Origin of the sequence: Colwellia sp. BRX10-4 (genome assembly GCF_014077465.1) — a bacterium.
Taxonomy (GTDB): Bacteria; Pseudomonadota; Gammaproteobacteria; order Enterobacterales; family Alteromonadaceae; genus Colwellia_A.
In genome coordinates, this window is the sequence record NZ_JACGVZ010000007.1 from 134,579 (window position 1) to 153,947 (window position 19,369).

A 19,369-nucleotide genomic window follows, 5' to 3' on the forward strand; every position below is an offset into this window, starting at 1 on the left:
GAATAGGGGATAATGATTTATAGACATCTGACTATAAATAATAATATTGATAAATGTCACTTATTAAAAAAATAAATAATTTTTTCTCCAAAGTTGAGTCCAAAGACTTGTTAGGTGTAAGTTTACATCAGCATTCTTTTGCCTTTTTTTCTTGTCCAGAGCAGGGGGAATCTCAGTTTCAACAAATTAACTCGCCATTGGCAGAGCATCCTCAACAGATTAAAATTCAAAAAGAAAAGTATCAGTTGCAAGGGCAATGTCATCTAGTGCTGGCCTCATCACAAACCCAAATATTGCAAGTCGACAAACCCAATATTCCCGATAATGAATTAAACGCCGCTTTAAAATGGCAGATTAAAGATCTCGTTAACCATTCTCCAGAAGATATGGTACTCGATTATTTTGACGGTCCAACACTTTCTGGTGGCAATGACAAAATAAACGTTGTTTGTACTTCTAAAAAAGAATTATTAGCCTTAATTGGTCCACTTAATCAAGATGGGCTAATATTGAAGTCGATTACTACCGAAGAATTCGCCTTTGCCAGTTTATTGCCAGTGAAAGATGATGCCTGTTTAATGGTATGTCAGCAACCTAACGAAGAAATAATTTTATTGATCGTTAAGCAAGGCAAAGTATTCTTCTCTCGTCGTTTACGTGGTTTTGCTCAAATTGCAACCAAAACAGAAGAAGAGCTATCGTTTGGCATTGTTGATAATTTAAACCTTGAAATTCAACGCTCAACTGACTACTTTGAACGTCAATTAAAACAAGCACCCATACGCAGTATTGAAGTTATTGTGCCGATGGCTAATGAGGCATTACTTGCACGTAAATTGGCTGAAAACACCAATGTTGCTGTGAACTTATTCACCATGCCTGAAGGTTTTAACCATGCACGAGAGTTTGCGGTAAGCTTAGGAGCAACAAAATTGAATAATATGGAGCCAATAAAATAATGGCAAAAAATTCAATTAATTTACTACAACAAGACTTATTGCCTAAACAAGTGCTGGTGACTTTACCCCGCGTTGTTATGCTTTGGTGTTTAGCGCTCGTCTTTATGTTGTCTTGGACTTTTTTTGACCATTATCAAGTAACTGAATTAACGGCTAAGTACGTAGCGCTTTCTCAAATCAAAACTAATCAAGATAACCAACTTGCTCAACTAGAAGATAAGCTCAAAGCGAACACAGCAGACGTGAAAGTGCTTGAAGAACTAGCAATGTTGAAAATTGTTTTGAAAAATAAAAGTGTGCTATTGAATGAATTAACTGACCGCACTCATACTTCGGTGGCAGGCTTTGCCTCATCGATGACAGAACTATCTTTAATGCACCATAAAGACATTAGTTTGCAGCATGTTAATATTACTTATCAAGATTTAACCTTTTCTGGTGTGGCGCGAACGCCAGAAGCCGTACCCGCATGGTTAGCTAAATTTGAAACATCAAAGTTTTTATCAGGTAAATCATTTATTAATTTTTCTCTTAACGAAAATGAGCAAAAGCTTACCGAATTTTTAGTTAGTTCTAAATCAAAGACTGGAGGCGCCGATGAATAAACAATGGCAAGCGTATAGTGAAAAATATTTAACGATTACTCCTCGTGAACAATATATGGTGTTATTAACTGGTTTAGTTGCCATTATATTTATTATTCATAACTTCTTTATTGATGATAACGCGCTAAAGATTGTTAAGCTTGATAAGCAAATTATACAAGTGAACAACGACAATCGAACAGCTAAAGCTTCTATATTAATTTTTGAAGAAGGCTTGTCAAAAGATCCTAACGAATCATTAAATAAGCAAATTTCACAATATAAAGATAAATTAAATAAGGTTGATGTAAATTTATTAAAACTTACCTCAGACTTAATAGACCCTGTTCAAATGCGTTACGCGTTAATGCAGTTATTAAAAACCCAGAAAGGTGTTTCTTTACAATCATTTCAAGTTATTGCTGCGCAGCCGATGAATATCGCTAGTACCACCGATGATGAGACTAAAGCGGTTGTCGTTAACTCTGACCAGCCAGCATTGATACTTTATCGTCATGCTATAAAAATTAAACTCAGCGGTAGTTACTTTCAATTACGTGACTACTTAACACAGCTGGAAGCATTATCTTGGAAGTTTTTTTGGCAAGAGTTTACTTACCAACTAAAAGAATACCCAGTGAGTGAGTTAGAAATAGAAATGTACAGCTTAAGTACTAAACGGGAGTTTATAGGTGTTTAAAATCTTAACTTTCAACAGTATTTTTTATATAACTTTACTGACTTCTATTGTGGTTAACGCCCAAGATGTTGACCCAACTAAACCACTTTCGGGTACTGATTTTTCATCAATGAGCAAAGCTCAAACGACACCGAAAGCAGAATTAATATTAGAAAGTATTATTCATGGTGTAGAAGTACACACTGCTGTTATTAATGGCCAAGTGTTAAAAATAGGTGATTTTATTCGCCAGTATGAATTAGTAGCTGTGAACAATACCAGTGTGGTCTTACGTTCAGCAGAAAAACGCTTAAAGCTCAGTGTTTTCTCTAGTGTCGTGGTGAAATCAAAATGAAAAGATATGATCAAATGAAAAACACTCAAAGAAAATTTTATTGTTTCACCTTACTTTTAACTTTGTTTGGTTGTCAAACGGCGCCAGATAAACCAACTGAAATGATTAATGCACTAGACAAAGCGATTGAAGAATCGAGTAAACCTGAGCCTAAAGCATTGCAACAAGTGCCAAATGCTATTCAGCAAGAATTAATGCAACGTAATGTTAGCCAAGCTCGAGAGGGTTTATTGGCAGAAAAACGTTTAGAAATTGCCGCTAGCGATGTTAGTGCACAAGAGTTTTTCGCAGCCTTAGTCGACGAGTCAGCGTACAGTGTTGTTGTACATCCTGACGTAAGCGGTACGATTACCCTGAACTTAAAAAGCAGTACGCTTAATGAAGTGCTTGATGTTGTTGAAGAGGTTTATGGCTATGAAATTAGACGTAGTGGTAAAATAGTACAAGTTTACCCAGCCGGTATTCGCACTGAAACTATTCCACTAAATTATTTGTTTGTTAAACGCTCTGGCATGTCGAGTACTAGCATTAATTCTGGTGGTGTGTCAGAAAATGATCAAGGTAGTGGTAATAACTCAAATAATAGTTCAAACGGTAATTCAAACAATTCAGGTAATTCAGGTGGTGGAAACAACCAAAATAGTCAGCAAGGAAGCAGCGGTATTAATATTTACACTGAGACCACATCTGACTTCTGGGCTGAATTAAAAGAAACGCTAACGGTATTGGTCGGTTCTGAAGAGGGGCGTTCAGTCTTTGTTTCTCCGCAAGCAGGCTTAGTGACTGTTCGCGCTTTTCCCGATGAAATAAAAGTCATTAAGAGTTTTATTAACGATACAGAAACTCATTTGCGCCGCCAAGTCATTATTGAAGCTAAGATTATGGAAGTTACGCTCAACGATGATTATCAGCAAGGTGTTAAATGGGATCAAATTTTAGGCAGTATTGGTAGCACTAACTTAGCTTTTTCAACGTCTGGTTCCATTGCTGGCAATGTTATTTCAAATACCATTGGTGGTACAAGTAACCTAACCATTAACAATAACGATTTTTCAGGCGTTATAGATTTACTCTCTACCCAAGGGAATGTACAAGTATTGTCAAGCCCAAGAATTACCGCTACCAATAATCAAAAAGCGGTAATTAAAGTCGGTGGTGATGAATATTATGTTACAGAGGTTTCAAGTACGACGACTACAGGTACGTCAACTACCACGACACCTGAAATTAACCTAACACCTTTTTTCTCAGGGATTGCTTTGGATGTTACTCCTCAAATAGATGGTAATGGTGAAGTTATTCTTCATGTTCATCCTTCAGTTACTTCAACTAATGAGCAGACTAAAGTCATTAAGCTTGGCGGTGAAGACATAATTTTACCCCTTGCACAAAGTAGTGTACGTGAGTCCGATACTATTATTCGTGCTAAATCAGGTGAGATAGTGGTGATTGGTGGGTTAATAGAAACACGTAAAGTGATGTTAGATTCAAAAACACCTTTCTTGGGCGATATTCCATTTATGGGTGAGCTATTTAAAAGTAGAAGTGAAACTACCCAGAAAAAAGAACTGGTGATCATGTTAAAGCCGATTGTTATTGGCCAGGATACTTGGAAAAATCAATTACAAGATGCTCGCTCACTATTGAAACAATGGTTTCCTGAGGAAAATGATTTTTCTCAAAGTGAAAAAGGTAGGTCTAATGATTCAAACGATAATGAATAATAGCTAAAATTTATGTACCTTTACCACTTTGGTTTAACGGAACTTCCGTTTACATTAACACCAAATACTGCATTTTATGTAGGGTTAGAGCCGCATAACGAAGCGTTAGCTGTATTACTAACCGCACTGAAAACAGGTGAAGGCTTTATAAAAGTTATCGGTGAAGTTGGTACGGGTAAAACCCTACTTTGCCGTAAACTGCTTAACGAAATACCCGAACATTTTGTAACCGCTTATATTCCTAACCCTTATTTAAAACCTGATGAATTACGACGAGCGGTGGCGGTTGAATTAGGTATCAAACAAGCACAGCGAATGTCAGTGCAATTGCTTACTCAACGTATTCAACAGCGATTATTAGAACTTCATTTAGCCGGTCATTCGGTAGTGCTTATACTTGATGAAGCACAAGCTTTACCAGAAGAAAGCCTAGAGGCTTTACGCTTATTTACTAATTTGGAAACTGAAACACGTAAACTTTTGCAAGTTGTGCTGTTCGCACAGCCAGAATTAGATGAGCGCTTATCGACGAAAAGATTTAGGCAGTTAAAGCAACGTATCACTTTTTCTTATAAATTACGTGCGATGACAGCGCCAGAAGTTCAACGTTATATTCAACATCGTATGCAAGTTGCTGGCTATAAAGGTGCTTCTTTATTTAGTGCCGCCATATCGAAGAAGGTGGCGAAAGTTAGTTTAGGGATCCCACGTTTAGTTAATGTGCTATGTCATAAAATGTTGATGTTAAGTTATGGCCAAGGTCAATATCAGATAACGAACAAGCATTTATCTGTGGCGATAGAAGATACCGAAGCAACAACTCAAGCGAGCAATGTTAAAGGCTATTTAAGTATTACGGGTCTGATCATTTCAGCCATCTTAATGGTCTATGTTTTAAAAAATTATGGAGTGATCGCTTGAGCGTAATTAACCAGATGTTAAAAGATTTAGATCAGCGTAAAGCTGAACAACAAGGTTCGAGTGATTTTACCGTACCTGTTTCTTCAGCGTCCTTAAATAAAAAAACTGTTTTTATCTGTTTACTGATCATTATTTTATTAAATATTTGTGGTATTTTTGTTTGGCAAATGTATGTTGAAAACCAAACATTAAAAATGTCTAATTCTTCAGAAATTAATCGAGTTGGAAAAAAAGCCAAGCAAAATCAGGTCGTAATAAGTGAACATTTAGCACAACCACCGAACAGCACTGAACCAGTAAACATGACCAAAAATAGTGTTGTAGCATCTAAACAGGCTAGTTTGAATAATGATTTGAAAGGAGAACAGCTAATTCAAGTTTATTTAAACCAAGCTAATTTAGCTGAAACTCTGTCTCAGAACATGACAACCGAAGAAGCGCCCAGTAAGATTGATGCACCAGAGACAAAAAATAGTGGCTTAGTGAATGACTCAAATATTCAACAAGCGTTAATTGACTCTTTAGCGCCAGTAGCGAAAAAATCGACATTAACAATATCTCGAAAAGCACTAACGCCTTATCAACTTGCAGAGCAAAAATTAAAACGTGCTGAGCAAGCGCTTGCCAACAATGATATTTCTAAAGCAGAGACTATGTTCGAAGATGTATTATTAGTTCTGCCAACACATAAAACAGCAAGAAAACATTTAGCGGCTTTATGGTTTGGGCGTCAATCTTATGCTGCGGCGTTAAACTTACTTTCTCAAGGTATTAACTTATCCCCTGATGATAGCGAATTTCGTGTGATGCAAGCTCGAATTTATTTACAACAAAACAGAGTACAACAAGCATTCGCCACTTTAAATAATATGCCAAATGTCAATGATGTTATTAACGTTGAATATCAGAGTTTACGCGCAACAACAGCGCAGCAACTTAAGGAATTTACATTCTCTGCACAAGCTTACCAAATTTTAGTTAATATTGAACCTTCTTCAGGGCGTTGGTGGTTGGGCTTAGGTGTCGCTTTGGACAGTAACAGTGAATTTAAGCAAGCAATTACCGCGTATCAAAACGCCTTAACTAAAACAGGGTTATCTGGAAGTGCTGAGAATTTTGCCCGTCAGCGTATTATAGAATTGGGAGAATAATTATGGCAGCACCTAAATTAAAAATGCGCCTAGGTGATTTGTTAGTACATGAGCATATCATTACTAATGAACAATTAATGCAGGCACTGAATAGTCAAAAAGCGACTGGACGAAAACTAGGTGACACCTTAATTGAACTTGGCCATATCGGTGAGCGCCAATTACAAGAATTCTTAGCGCAACAGCTTAATGTGCCTTTCTTAGATATTAGCCATCGTCGTATTCCCAATGAAGTTGCCTCATTATTACCAGAGGTTCATGCACGTCGTTTACGCGCGTTAATCATTGAAGACCAAGGAGAAAGTGTTTTGCTAGGGATGAGCGACCCTGCTGATTTAAGTGGTCTAGACCAGCTTGAAAGAATGCTTGAACCGAAAAAAATAAAACTTGCAGTGGTCATGGAATCACAGCTTTATCAAGCATTTGATGGCTTGTATCGACGCACAGCAGATATTGAATCATTCGCCAGTCAGTTAGAAGAAGAGTATGAACAATCTACTGATTTCGATTTATCATCAACATTTTCAGATGATAGTGGTGATGCAACTGTTGGTAAATTATTACAATCGGTCTTTGAAGATGCGTTGCAGATGCGTGCCTCTGATATCCATATTGAGCCAGATGAAAATCTATTGCGCATTCGCCAACGAATAGACGGTGTATTACAAGAAAATATTTTAAAAGAAAATAAAATTGCCTCAGCCATGGTTTTACGATTGAAGCTAATGGCTGGCTTAGATATTTCAGAAAAACGCTTACCACAAGATGGCCGTTTTAATCTCCAAATTAAAGGCCATAATATCGATGTTCGTATGTCTACTATGCCAGTACAGTATGGTGAATCGGTCGTTATGCGATTACTTGATCAGTCTGCAGGTTTATTGTCGCTCGATAAAATTGGAATGCCTGCCAACTTAGTTGCCCGTGTTCGTCATCAAATTACTCGGCCACATGGTATGGTGCTAGTTACAGGGCCAACAGGGAGCGGTAAAACAACAACTTTGTATGGTGTGTTAACCGAACTTAACCAAGCAAGTAAAAAAATTATTACCGTGGAAGACCCCGTAGAATATCGTTTACCTCGGATAAATCAGGTACAAGTAGCACCAAAAATTAATTTAAATTTTTCAACAGTGCTACGTACTGCGCTTCGCCAAGATCCAGATATTATTATGGTTGGCGAAATGCGTGATCAAGAAACGGTCGAAATTGGTTTGCGTGGCGCTTTAACCGGTCACTTAGTGTTATCAACCCTGCACACTAATGATGCCATTACCAGTGCCTTACGATTGATTGATATGGGCGCGGCGGGTTTCCTTGTTGGTAGTTCATTACGTGCGGTAATTGCACAACGTTTAGTACGCAAGATCTGTGAATACTGTCTTGAAGACTATTCGCCAGACAGTCAAGAAATGATGTGGCTTACTCACCTTGCTGGTGACCAAGCCACAACAGCCAGTTACAAAAAAGGTCGCGGCTGTCAGTCATGTCAATACACTGGTTATCGAGGACGTATTGGCGTTTTTGAATTATTGGAAATGAATGATGCGATGATGGCAGCTTTAAAACGTGATGATGCTGAAGCATTCACTGAATTAGCAAAAGCTAATCCTACTTTCACACCACTAGCACAAGCGGCATTTAATTATGCAAAACAGGGTATTATTAGCGTAGAAGAAGTACTTCGTTTAGTTGATAGTATTGACGTTCAGGGTTAAGAGTAGACTTAATTATGGCTATATTTAGTTACGTAGGTAGAAATGCTAGCGGCTCACAAGTTAAAGGGAAAATAGAGGCAAAAAACGCTAATACAGTTGCAGAGCAATTGTCACGTCAAGGTATTATTCCCGTTGCTATTAATAAGTCAAAAGATAGCGGTTCAACGGATATAGCAAATATAGATATTGGTGATTTACTTGGCTTTTCTGTTATATCATTGGATGAACTCATTGTTTTTTGTCGACAAATGTATGCACTTGTTCGTTCGGGCGTTCCAATATTACGCGCGATCAACGGTATGGCAGAATCAAGTACCTCTGATAAGCTAAAAGTTGCTTTAACTGATATTGGTAGTCAATTAGAAGGAGGTTACACCCTTTCAACCGCTTTAAGTCAATTCCCAAAGCTTTTCTCACCTCTGTTTGTTTCGTTGGTCCATGTTGGCGAGAATACCGGACAGCTAGACGGTTCGTTCTTAAAGCTGGCAAATTATCTTGAACGAGAGCAAGATACCCGTAAGCGAATAAAAACCGCCTTACGCTATCCAAGCTTTGTTCTTGGCGCGATTGTGATTGCCATGGTTATTTTGAATATTTTTGTTGTTCCTACATTTGCAAATATGTTTGCAAAATTAGGCGCTGACTTACCCGTGACAACAAAAATGCTAATTGCCAGTTCGAATTTCTTTTTAAACTATTGGCCTCATTTACTTGTCGGAAGTGTATTTGGCTTCTTTGGCCTTCAACATTATTTAAAAACTGAGCGTGGTATGTATTTATGGGACCGATTAAAAACAAAAATACCAGTTGTTGGAGGGGTGATTGAACGGTCGATTCTGTCACGATTTTCCCACACATTTGCAATTGTACTTAAAGCAGGTGTTCCTTTAACAACAGGATTAACCTTAGTTGCAGACGCCGTAGATAACACTTATATGCGAGATAAAATTTTAGCTATGCGCGGTGGCATTGAAAGTGGAGACAGTTTATTGCGTTCAGCCAGTGTCAGTAAGTTATTTACTCCTCTCGTTTTGCAAATGGTGGCTGTTGGTGAAGAAACCGGTCGAGTAGACGAGCTTCTAGAAGAAGTTGGTGATTATTATGAACGCGAGGTTGATTACGAGCTGAGTACGTTAACGGCCCGTATTGAGCCGATAATGATTGCTATTGTTGCTGCGATGGTATTGGTGCTTGCATTGGGTATATTTACTCCAATGTGGGACATGATGTCGGCCCTTAAAGGTACATAGTGTTTGTCTTTAATCGTTACGTTTGATTATTCTCCATGTAACGAGCCCATAACTTGAAACGTAGATCAATTTAGTTTGTTGATTTAATTGTTGAGGTATCTATAGCATAATAATATTTATGGACTAAATTAGTTATAATATGACATTACAACAAGTAAGCGCTAAAAAAGGTAAGTCGTTAGCTGAAAATCTGATCATACTTGCTATGATTAGTTTACTTATGGCGACATTCCTCTATTATTTTTTTAAACAAGAGCAGTATTTATTCCGTGTAGGTTTTGACTCTGTTGCCAATACGTTTTCCGCACGAGTTATAGGCATTCATGCGCAATGGTTTATGGATAATAAGCCCCGCTGGGTCCAGATCAAAGAAGCAACAGCAGTCAATGGCGATCGCGAAAATAATCGTATTGCAGTAAACGAATTCGGTTGGGTTGACATATCAACTGTAAATAACCTAAGTCATGAAAACGAGTGTCAGGAAATATGGCAACAAGTGTTAGCAACACCTATGATTTATATAAAGCAGCCTATTTCTGCAGTAATAGTTAATATAAAAACTAATCAAGTGGGGCAGCAACAAAAATATCTTTGCCAATATAGCTTACCTTCGGGTGAGTATTTTGAATATCATCCAAGTAACGGTAAGGTCACTGAAATAAAGATACATTAATAAAGATATATTAATAAAAAGTATTGAATTTTTTCTATATAGGCTAATAATGCTGTAAATGTACACTAAGTAAGTGACTTTATTAGTAAATCGTTGTTAGAATCAATTTGGAACACTAGTTAAAGCGTTAGCAAAACGATAAAAGAGGTTATGATGAAGAAACAAGCAGGTTTTACACTCATTGAATTAGTCATTGTTGTAGTTATTTTAGGCTTCTTAGCGGTAACGGCCATTCCTAAATTTCTTGATTTAACTGATCAAGCTAAACAAGCCAATATCGAAGGTATGGCAGGTGGTTTTGCAACGGGTATTTCTCTAGCTAGAGCTCAGTGGGAAGCTGAAGGACGTTCGACTACAGGCACAAATAACACCACAGTTTATGATGGTGTAAGTCTAATATTAACCACTGAAGCAGCAGGTGTGCGTCCCGGTTATGTAACGGGTTTAACCGATGGGGCAACATTAGGTGGTGACTTCGACGCAGCTAACTGTAAAGAAATTTGGGATAATATTTTTCAACAACCTCCAAAACTAAAAATATTTGCTGAATTAGACAGTACTACAAATTATATTGTTGCTGAAACAGGTGATGTCGCTGACTCACATTGTATTTATTATTTAAAAGAAACATTGAATAAAGATGCAACAACGGGTGGGTTTGTTGACCCAGGTGTGGCAAATATAGGCAACAATTTTACCTATTATCCTGCGACTAGTCGTGTAGAGATTAATATTGCAGTAATAAACTAATTGTTAGATAAATAAATATTTAAAATCAAACTAAATTAAATTAAATTAAAAGGTAAATTATGAAAAAATTACAAAAGCAAGCCGGTTTTACGTTAATTGAATTAGTTATCGTTATTGTTATTTTAGGTATTTTAGCAGCAACAGCAGCACCTAAGTTTATTGATCTGACTGGTGATGCCAAAAAATCAGTAATTCAAGGGGTGCAAGGTACCATTAATTCAGCGATGAATCTGGCTCATGCTAAAGCTATTGTTTCAAGTCAAACTGGGGCTACAGGACAAGTTGTTATTAATGGTCAGTATTATGCTCTAATTTATGGCTACCCTACTGTAGCAGGAGCAGGAACACCTGCTGGTACAGTAAATAACGGCTGGGGCATTGATAGATTAGTTGAGTTAAGTAACGGCTCTGATATCGTTTACGCTGCGGGTGTATATAGTCATGATGATGCGGCCGATCCAACAAAATGTAAAGTAACTTATGCAGACGCCTCTGGTTCAGGCAGTCCGGTTATTGTCACCCCTGCGAGTGCAGAAATTGATGTAACTGATTGTTAGGGTGTTCTTGATTAGATTTTAATTTTTTAAAGGGGAGCTTGGCTCTCCTTTTTTATTTTATATTTAAAATCTGGTAAAGAGTAATGAGAACCAAAGGTTTCACCCTCATTGAATTAGTTGTTGTTATCGTGATTTTAGGTATTCTTGCTGCTACGGTTGCACCAAAGTTTATTGATTTAAGTGTGGGGGCTCGAACCGTAAGCCTAGAAGGTGTAAAAATTTCTGTTCAAGGTACTTCTTATTTAGTTCATAGTATTACTTTAATTGCAGTCAATCAAAGTAATACAAAAACAGATACACCAATACCATCTATCACGTTATCATCAGGGTCCTCAACAGCACTTAGCTACAGATACCTTACTGTACCAGGCAACTTTACTCACCCAATACCCTAGTTTATTGGAACGCGTTAATTGATGTTGATGAAAGCTTTAATCTTATTTTTGGCATCCAGGTAGAGGGGCTTAATTATATATCTAATTGATGGTTATCTTGATAGTGCTCCCGATCCTAATAGTGCGTGTGTTGTTGTACATAATGAAGTCTCAGCAAAATTTAGTATTCCTGGCATTAAAATAAATGAGTGCATTTAACTTATTACACATTAGGCTTATAAAGTAGGGTTTGATTTATGAAGAGTGATTTTTTGTTAAAAAATGGGAAGTTTTCTCAGTATTCAGGTTTTACTTTAATTGAGTTGGTTATTGTGATCATGATAATAGGCATCCTCTCCGTAACCGTTATTCCTAAAATATTTACTTCGGGTGGTTACGAAGAAATTGGCTACCAAGCTGAAACTGTAGCTAAATTGCGTGCGATTCAATTAAGGGCCATGCAAGATACTTCAGCTATCCAATGTTTATTAGTTTATGTGACCGAAAAAAAACTAGGCATCCCAGATAGCAATTGCAGTCCGCCAAGTTTCTTATCGAATACAGAGCCAAGTAGTACTATAGTAAAAATTAGTGAACAGTCGTTAAGCTTTGATGATCAAAATGGTGGTTATAGTTTTTCTTTTGATCAAATGGGACGGCCAGATCAAGCCAGGACCATAAGTATAGAAGGTGGCGAGCAGACTTTAATTATTACTATTAATGCAGAGGGCTATATCAGTGCGAATTAATATAAGGAAGCCAACTAAGCAAAATAGTGTTATTACAAAACATGCAGGCTTCACTTTGGTTGAGCTCATTGTTGGTATCGTTGTGTTATCTATTTCTTTTTCTATATTAACCACATTACTTTATCCGCTAGCAAATCAAAGTGCCGAGCAAGTTCACCAAATCAGAGCAGCTGAATTAGGTCAATCGATGATTAATGAAATCATTGGTCGAGCTTTTGACGAAAATTCTGATATGTCAGGAGGTTTTATCCGTTGTGGTGAGTCTGGGATTAGTTGTTCTGCCATTGGCGCTGATAGCGGCGAAACCAGAGCTGGTTATGACGATGTTGACGATTATGATGCTATTAATTTTGGTGATACTTTAGAGAACTCGTTAGGTGAAGATATTTCTACTCTATATGTTGGTTTTTCAATGGACGTTAAGGTGATTAATGATGCCAATTACGACGGCAATGGCACAGGAGATAATTCAACCGCTAAATTAATTACTGTCACTGTACGTACTCCACAAAATTTTGATTTTGTATTCTCTGTTTATAAAGTGAACTTCTAATGGCCAATATTTCTATGCAGAAAAAGCAAGCTGGTTTTACGCTAATAGAATTGGTAACTGTCATTGTTATTTTAGGTGTTTTATCAATAGGGTTAAGTAGCTTTTTAAAGTTTGGGGCACAGATTTTTATTGAAGCGACAGACCGAAATCAAATATTGTCGTCAGCGCGATTTGCAATCGAGCGTATAAATCGAGAGTTAAGAGGCGCTGTACCCAACAGCGCAAGAATTTTATTTAATGGTTGTTTAGAGTTTACCCCTATAGCACAAAGCTTTGTCTATATTGATATACCGGTTACACCTGAGCCGGATGCTAATGTTGTTACACTAGTACCTACTGATACTTCATTCACCGCTGAAGAGGATGATAATTATTCTGTGGTGGTTTATCCATTAAATAGTGATGATGTTTATCAAACGATTAATAGTAAAGTGTTTCCATTAAAGTCAGGGAATTTCAATGGCAGCGGTTCTCCTCATACATTAACGTTTTTTAATGATATTAGCTTTACTGAAGACTCTACTACTCAACGACTTTTTATTAGCAAAAAAGCGGTGATGTACTGCCATGAGAATAACAATGAATTAGTACGTTACGATATAGATGGTCATAATTCTGATGGTAGTATTAGTGGTCAAAGTACGGGTGTGTTAATGGCTGAAGATTTAATTACTGCTACTTTTAAAGCTGGGACAGGTTCACGTCAACGAAATGGTACTATTGAGTTAGGTTTCGAATTTTCTCGTAACAATGAAACGATTCATTTTAATAATGAAGTACAGGTGCCTAATGTTCCTTAATCATGTTGGTCAGCAACTATTGCTAACAAAAACTATAACTCATTGTAAAGTTAGAAAAAATCAACAAGGTAGTGCTTTAGTTATTGCAGTATTTATTATTATCGTGATAACAGTCTTAGGTTTGGCACTTGTTCGTATGTTAAACACTAGTGCAGAATCTGTTGCCTATGAAGTGATGGGTACTCGCGCTTACGCGACAGCACAAATCGGGGTTCAGTGGGGGGGGCGAGAAATTTTTCCTCTAGGTACCGGTGCATCTCGCCATTGTGATGGCAGTACGGTTTCAGAAAACAATAACAGTTTTGTGTCTCCGCAAACGTTAAATCCCCCTAGTGGTATAAGTAATAATGACGGCTTAGCTAATTGTCAAATAAGCTCTTTAATCTGTAAAGATTTAAAATATGATGGCGTAGTATATTTTACGATTACCAGCACAGGGCAATGTAATGTTGGTGGGATAGTTACTTCACGAACGATTGTAATAGAAGCCCGTAGTTTATAAGCTTTAAATACTATTATTACTCATGCTGTATTGTATAATGTGTCAATATTCTTTACAAAACATAATACTTATAGTTAATTATTTTTATAATGTACGTTAAAACAATGCGTTGGGTTTTGGCTTATAAATTGATTAGTGTTTGTACAGTGAAAGTTTTACTGCAACTCTTCATTAATTTTAAAGGTTTTTATTGGGCTTGGGCTTCTCCAGTAAACATAGAGGTACACGAATAGGCTAAATTAACCTAACCAATACTGCATAAAGGGTAGATATTTGCTTCTGAAGATGAATTAAATATTTTGAAAACAGAATTAACTCTTCAAGGTTTCACGGGTATTAATGGAAGTGGTAACGAATTTACTATTCAAGCCATCTAATATTGGAATACACATTACATTCGCTTTAATACCGTAGATTTTAATAATGACTGGGTGAATAGTAATTGGACAATAACACCTAATATTTATTGGAATTACGAACCATTTTACGTATGAAATGCTCCCCTCTAGAACTAGAACCAGAACCATCTACCCTTATGATTTTTGTTATCACACTGATTGCTTTATCGATGAGAAAGCGCGCTATTGAATAACGCTGATGTTAAGTAAATAAAATTTGAAACAGACTCGCCATTGCGGGGCTTTTTATTGCCCTCAAAACAATTATAGACCCTTAAATAATTGTTTTTAGCTACTCGATACTATAATAAACGCTAGCCACTACTTGTTATCAGTAATACTTAAAGGTAACTTTAGTATATTGATTATACTTCTTGTTCTCGTTAGGGAATTTACAATGCTGTTTCGTAGTATCTCTGTTATTTTTTTATGTGTTTTCGTTCAACACTCGGCAATTGCAGCACAATGCCAGGTGGTATTTCCTGATGTCATTGCTACTCATGGCAATGGCAGTGGTAATAGTCAGATAAACTTTGGCTACAATGCCAGACTTATTAACAATCCAGACACTGAATTAGCTACTCGACAAGTAAGTCACAATTTGGGAGCAAATATTAACAGCTGTACTAGTGCCGATTGTACAGCGTCAAATATTTCAGCAGAAACAGTCAGTATTAACTTTTTGTCTGGTGGTGGTTCTGTTAATTACAATCCTCCTGGTTCCCAAATAACGACTTTTGGAACAACAAGTGTTAACAACTATAATCAAGTATCTTCCTCTAGTGATGCAACGTTAAATTTTAGTGATAATCATGACGTATATTTTTTTGAACAACTCGCTGTTGGCTATAATAATACTCTAAACTTATCTGCTGGGAAAACCTATTATATTAGAAGCTTTTCGGTTGGTTCTCAGGCTCAAATAAATGTGGTAGGTGCAGGCACAGCTAAAGTAATTATAGATTCAAATATCAACTTTACGTCACCTGTTATTATTAATTCTAATGCTGTCAATCAAACAGGTGATACGAGTAAATTGGTTATGTATGTGGATGGTAATGTAACCTTTGGCAGTAGTTCTACATTCTCGGGTGCTCTTTACGCTAAAAATATAACCTTTATTTCTGCAAGTTATTTGTTCGGTGTTGCATCAGGGGAAAAAGTCAACCTTGGTAGCAACTCGACATTAACTTATGACGGTAACGTTTTTAACGCTGATTTTGGTGATATTTGTGAAGTTGAGGCAGCTCAACCCATTGTTGATTATCGTTTTGATGAATGTACATATACGGGTTCAGGATCTGAAGTTATAGATCAAACCGGAAACTATAATGCGGGTATCAATGGCATATATGAATCAGCAGTTGAAGCACAAATAAATTATTCGCTTGATCTTTCAGCGCCAAGCTATGAGGATTGGTTAACATTACCTAGCGGTGTTATTGACGGCCTTAATGATTTAACGTTATCTGTGTGGGTCAATGTTGCTAATGGCTATAGCCAACAAGCAATATTTCATGCATTAGGAAGTAGTACAGATGATGATGAGTTCGAGGTATACCTAAGTAAAGAAAGTGATGTATATGTAAAGGTGCAGGATGTAAGTACAATATTAGAAGGCAACATAACCATCACTGACAGTATGTGGCACCATATTTTGGTAACACGTACCAGTGACCAAGTCTGTTTGTACGTAGATAATCAATTTCAAAATTGTGATACTGGGGTTGGCAGCGGGCAATTATCGGTACCCTCGTCAAATGCGATAGTTATAGGACAGGAGCAAGATAGTTTTGGAGGTTCATTTAATCCAGCACAAAGCTTTGAAGGTCTAATGGATGAATTTAAGATTTATGACCAAGTACTTTCATCCACTGAAATAACGAGTTTATATACCAATGAATTGGCTAACAATAATTATGATGGTACAAGCCGTGATGCGGTAAGTTGTAATGTTGAGCCCATCGCAAAATATAATTTAGAAGAAAGTACTTGGAGCGGTAGCAATTCAATATTAGATAGCTCTGGGAGTAATTTTCATGCGAGCCCTTTAGGGAATATATCATCAACGCTCCTTAATCCTATTTCATGTCAAGCCGTTGATATACCAGATAATAATAATCTGGCTACACGTGATGCTATAGATACGGGTGTTGATGTCAATACATTAGGTGATCAAGGTAGTATAGCTTTTTGGTATCGAAGTAATGACGAATGGGATGGACCTTCTTCTGCAAAAGTATTATTTGACGCATCAACCAGCTCTAATGCGCAGTTTTCGATGTATATTTGGCCTGGAGGTTACTTAGCGTTTGAAGCTTCAGAGCCTAATGGAAATAGGACAGGACGATACACAGATCAATCTTCAATTGCTGCCAATACTTGGGTACATATTGTGGTTACTTGGAATGCAAAGAGTGATGATATTAAGATTTATGTTAATGGGGTAAGTAATACTGCCCCTCTTTATATGGAAAACACACTAACACAAGGGTTAAATGTAAACCTAGATACATTGTACTTTGGTGATAATAACAGCACAACTGAGTCCGAGCTTGGCGGCTCAGCAGATGGTTCAATAGATGAAATACACTTATTTAGTCATGTTCTTACGCAAATTCAAGTCAATGCTATTTATGCTGACACTCCCCCCTGTGACACCATTCATCATTTCGAAATAAATCATGATGCTCAAGGTTTAACCTGTTTAGTGGAGCCATTGACCCTAAAAGCATGTGCCGATGAAGCTTGTACTGCAACAATTGATACGCCAACCGAGGTGCAAATATTTGCTGGTGGCGAGCTAAAGCAAACTGTTACTGTTATAGGTGAAACAAGCACTAGCTTTAATCACTTAGTTGAAGAAACCATTACGCTAAGTTCAGATCAGACTTATACCTGCAATAATGGTAGTAATACAAGTTGTGGCATAAGCTTTGCTAATGCAGGTTTTTTACTCGATGTGAACTCAGGATCTGATGTTTCGTCTTGTGAGAGTGTTAATTTTGAAATTAAAGCGGTTAAGTTAAGTGATTCAGGCGTTAGCTGTGCACCTGCTTTTACTGGTAGCCAAGATTTAGATGTTAGTTTTAGTTATTCAAATCCCACTTTTGGAACAAAACTACCCTTAATTAGCAATGCCAACATGGCTACATCAGGACAGAGTCAAACACGCAGTATTATCTTTGATGCAGCGGGTGAAGCGACGCTACCTGTCGAGTACGCTGATGCTGGCACCTTGACATTTACGCTCAGTGAGAAGGTTTCATCGGGAGTGTCTAGTGCTACTATTAGTAAAGATTTCATTCCATCAAAAATTGTTTTAACGGCGTATAAATTAGATGACGTACTTTTAAATAATGTGACGCCTGACGGTAATCCAAAACAGGTTGCAGCAGAAGGTTTTAAATTTAATTATAGTGGGCAATGCAGTGACAACACCGAAACACCTAACTACATACCTCAATCATCGAGCGCCGTAGCCTTAGATGTTAGGCACATTTTACCTTCATCAGGCACTTCTGTTTTGGGTGATTTAACTGTTGGTGTTGATTTAACTAATGATGTAACTGTAATCAATGCTTCAAATTCAACGGATGAAAACTGGCAAACCATAAATACTACAGAGAAAGAGTTCCTCGCCAGTTACGATGAAGTTGGTATCATCAGTGTTAATATAAAAGATAATAATTATCTGGGAAGTACCATAAATGCTTTGAGCTTTCTTGATGTTGGTCGTTTTTACCCAAGTTACTTTGATGTAACTGTTACTGACAACTCATTTGAAAACGCTGGCGCTACAGATTTTACGTATATTGGTCAGCCATTTGGTTATTTTAATGTTCCTTTATTAACCATTACAGCACAAAATGCTTCAGGGGTTAAAACACAAAATTATACGGAAACATCATTTCAAAAATTAATAGCGGCTAATATTACCAGAACATTCCCATTAGCAGATACTGTAGTTAATGGTATTGATAATGCGACTAAAATGGTTGTAGAAGCTACAACATCAACGGGTGATTTGATCAAATTGTCAAATGGCGTAATGCATTATAGCTTCTCTCCTTCGGATACATTTACCTATACTAAAGATAGTAATTCAGAAGTATCTGAGTTTACGGTGAGCTACGATATACTCATTAATAGCATTATTGATTCTGATAGTGTGGGTATAAATGTTAATACAACTCTTCCGTTAATTATACAACCAACAGGAGGCTTTCAGCGTTTTGGCCGCTTAGTACTCGCAAACAGTTTTGGCCCTGAAACATCAGCATTAATTCAGTCTTTTGAAGTTGAATTTCTTAATACCTCTGGTAATTTTCAACGTAATTCGGATGATGATTCTTCAGTAATCACAAATGTTGGTTCTCATTGGTCTTTTACTAACCCCACAAATGACATAATCATTAGTGATCTTTTAATTAGTGGCAATGTGGGCAGTTTTACTGGCGGTCAATTTCAAAATATTTACCTGCTTAGCGGTGATAAACAAGGGGCTATTGATATTAAGTACACTACTCCAACATGGTTGAAATATAACTGGTCAGGTAACGTGAGTAATTTGCATGATGAAAATGCAAATGCAACAGCCACATTCGGTGTGTATCGGGGTAATGACCGAATTATTTCATGGCGAGAAATTGGTAATTAGTGATTTTTACCT

General features: G+C 37.1%; 19 protein-coding genes. All 19 read left to right on the forward strand.

Annotated elements, in window-relative coordinates; all coding sequences use genetic code 11:
• Positions 1–53 precede the first annotated feature (53 nt).
• The 19 genes from H4J67_RS08245 to H4J67_RS08335 all read left to right on the forward strand — a co-directional run bounded on the left by H4J67_RS08245 (position 54) and on the right by H4J67_RS08335 (position 19,357).
• On the forward strand, positions 54–959 hold the full coding sequence (locus tag H4J67_RS08245) for an MSHA biogenesis protein MshI (protein WP_182175432.1): 906 nt from the start codon (positions 54–56) through the stop codon (positions 957–959).
• The gene (locus tag H4J67_RS08250) at positions 959–1,564 is read left to right on the forward strand and encodes a PilN domain-containing protein (RefSeq protein ID WP_182175434.1); all 606 of its coding nucleotides are present in this window, start codon (positions 959–961) and stop codon (positions 1,562–1,564) included. Before H4J67_RS08245 ends, H4J67_RS08250 begins: the two co-directional genes overlap by 1 nt.
• Entirely contained in the window at positions 1,557–2,243 is a 687-nt protein-coding gene (locus H4J67_RS08255; RefSeq protein WP_182175436.1) for a hypothetical protein, read from the forward strand. Before H4J67_RS08250 ends, H4J67_RS08255 begins: the two co-directional genes overlap by 8 nt.
• The gene (locus tag H4J67_RS08260) at positions 2,236–2,577 is read left to right on the forward strand and encodes a hypothetical protein (protein ID WP_182175438.1); all 342 of its coding nucleotides are present in this window, start codon (positions 2,236–2,238) and stop codon (positions 2,575–2,577) included. The genes H4J67_RS08255 and H4J67_RS08260 overlap by 8 nt, the downstream gene beginning before the upstream one ends.
• A 14-nt stretch (positions 2,578–2,591) precedes the next feature.
• On the forward strand, positions 2,592–4,301 hold the full coding sequence (gene mshL, locus H4J67_RS08265) for a pilus (MSHA type) biogenesis protein MshL (protein ID WP_182175440.1): 1,710 nt from the start codon (positions 2,592–2,594) through the stop codon (positions 4,299–4,301).
• A 12-nt stretch (positions 4,302–4,313) separates the two neighbouring features.
• On the forward strand, positions 4,314–5,222 hold the full coding sequence (locus tag H4J67_RS08270) for an ExeA family protein (RefSeq protein ID WP_182175442.1): 909 nt from the start codon (positions 4,314–4,316) through the stop codon (positions 5,220–5,222).
• On the forward strand, positions 5,219–6,373 hold the full coding sequence (locus H4J67_RS08275) for a lipopolysaccharide assembly protein LapB (RefSeq protein WP_182203444.1): 1,155 nt from the start codon (positions 5,219–5,221) through the stop codon (positions 6,371–6,373). The genes H4J67_RS08270 and H4J67_RS08275 overlap by 4 nt, the downstream gene beginning before the upstream one ends.
• A gap of 2 nt (positions 6,374–6,375) precedes the next feature.
• Positions 6,376–8,091: a GspE/PulE family protein gene (locus tag H4J67_RS08280; protein WP_182203446.1), complete on the forward strand. Its 1,716-nt coding sequence runs from the start codon at positions 6,376–6,378 to the stop codon at positions 8,089–8,091.
• A 14-nt stretch (positions 8,092–8,105) separates the two neighbouring features.
• Positions 8,106–9,341 (forward strand): type II secretion system F family protein, encoded by a 1,236-nt coding sequence (locus H4J67_RS08285; protein ID WP_182175448.1) that lies wholly within the window; start codon positions 8,106–8,108, stop codon positions 9,339–9,341.
• A 139-nt stretch (positions 9,342–9,480) separates the two neighbouring features.
• On the forward strand, positions 9,481–10,014 hold the full coding sequence (locus H4J67_RS08290) for a hypothetical protein (protein ID WP_182175450.1): 534 nt from the start codon (positions 9,481–9,483) through the stop codon (positions 10,012–10,014).
• 150 nt (positions 10,015–10,164) lie between these two features.
• Positions 10,165–10,764 (forward strand): prepilin-type N-terminal cleavage/methylation domain-containing protein, encoded by a 600-nt coding sequence (locus H4J67_RS08295; RefSeq protein WP_310650658.1) that lies wholly within the window; start codon positions 10,165–10,167, stop codon positions 10,762–10,764.
• A 59-nt stretch (positions 10,765–10,823) separates the two neighbouring features.
• Complete coding sequence (locus tag H4J67_RS21025; RefSeq protein ID WP_182203448.1) at positions 10,824–11,321, forward strand: prepilin-type N-terminal cleavage/methylation domain-containing protein; 498 nt, start codon at positions 10,824–10,826, stop codon at positions 11,319–11,321.
• 83 nt (positions 11,322–11,404) lie between these two features.
• The gene (locus H4J67_RS21030; RefSeq protein ID WP_182175454.1) at positions 11,405–11,716 is read left to right on the forward strand and encodes a prepilin-type N-terminal cleavage/methylation domain-containing protein; all 312 of its coding nucleotides are present in this window, start codon (positions 11,405–11,407) and stop codon (positions 11,714–11,716) included.
• Between the two features lie 236 nt (positions 11,717–11,952).
• Positions 11,953–12,444 (forward strand): type II secretion system protein, encoded by a 492-nt coding sequence (locus H4J67_RS08310; protein ID WP_182175455.1) that lies wholly within the window; start codon positions 11,953–11,955, stop codon positions 12,442–12,444.
• The gene (locus H4J67_RS08315; RefSeq protein WP_310650659.1) at positions 12,434–12,997 is read left to right on the forward strand and encodes a prepilin-type N-terminal cleavage/methylation domain-containing protein; all 564 of its coding nucleotides are present in this window, start codon (positions 12,434–12,436) and stop codon (positions 12,995–12,997) included. Before H4J67_RS08310 ends, H4J67_RS08315 begins: the two co-directional genes overlap by 11 nt.
• On the forward strand, positions 12,997–13,797 hold the full coding sequence (locus H4J67_RS08320; RefSeq protein ID WP_182175459.1) for a PilW family protein: 801 nt from the start codon (positions 12,997–12,999) through the stop codon (positions 13,795–13,797). Before H4J67_RS08315 ends, H4J67_RS08320 begins: the two co-directional genes overlap by 1 nt.
• On the forward strand, positions 13,787–14,299 hold the full coding sequence (locus H4J67_RS08325; protein WP_182175461.1) for a hypothetical protein: 513 nt from the start codon (positions 13,787–13,789) through the stop codon (positions 14,297–14,299). Before H4J67_RS08320 ends, H4J67_RS08325 begins: the two co-directional genes overlap by 11 nt.
• Before the next feature lie 490 nt (positions 14,300–14,789).
• Positions 14,790–14,891: a PEP-CTERM sorting domain-containing protein gene (locus H4J67_RS21210; RefSeq protein ID WP_182203449.1), complete on the forward strand. Its 102-nt coding sequence runs from the start codon at positions 14,790–14,792 to the stop codon at positions 14,889–14,891.
• 203 nt (positions 14,892–15,094) lie between these two features.
• Entirely contained in the window at positions 15,095–19,357 is a 4,263-nt protein-coding gene (locus H4J67_RS08335) for a LamG domain-containing protein (protein WP_182203451.1), read from the forward strand.
• The last annotated feature ends 12 nt before the right edge of the window (positions 19,358–19,369 follow it).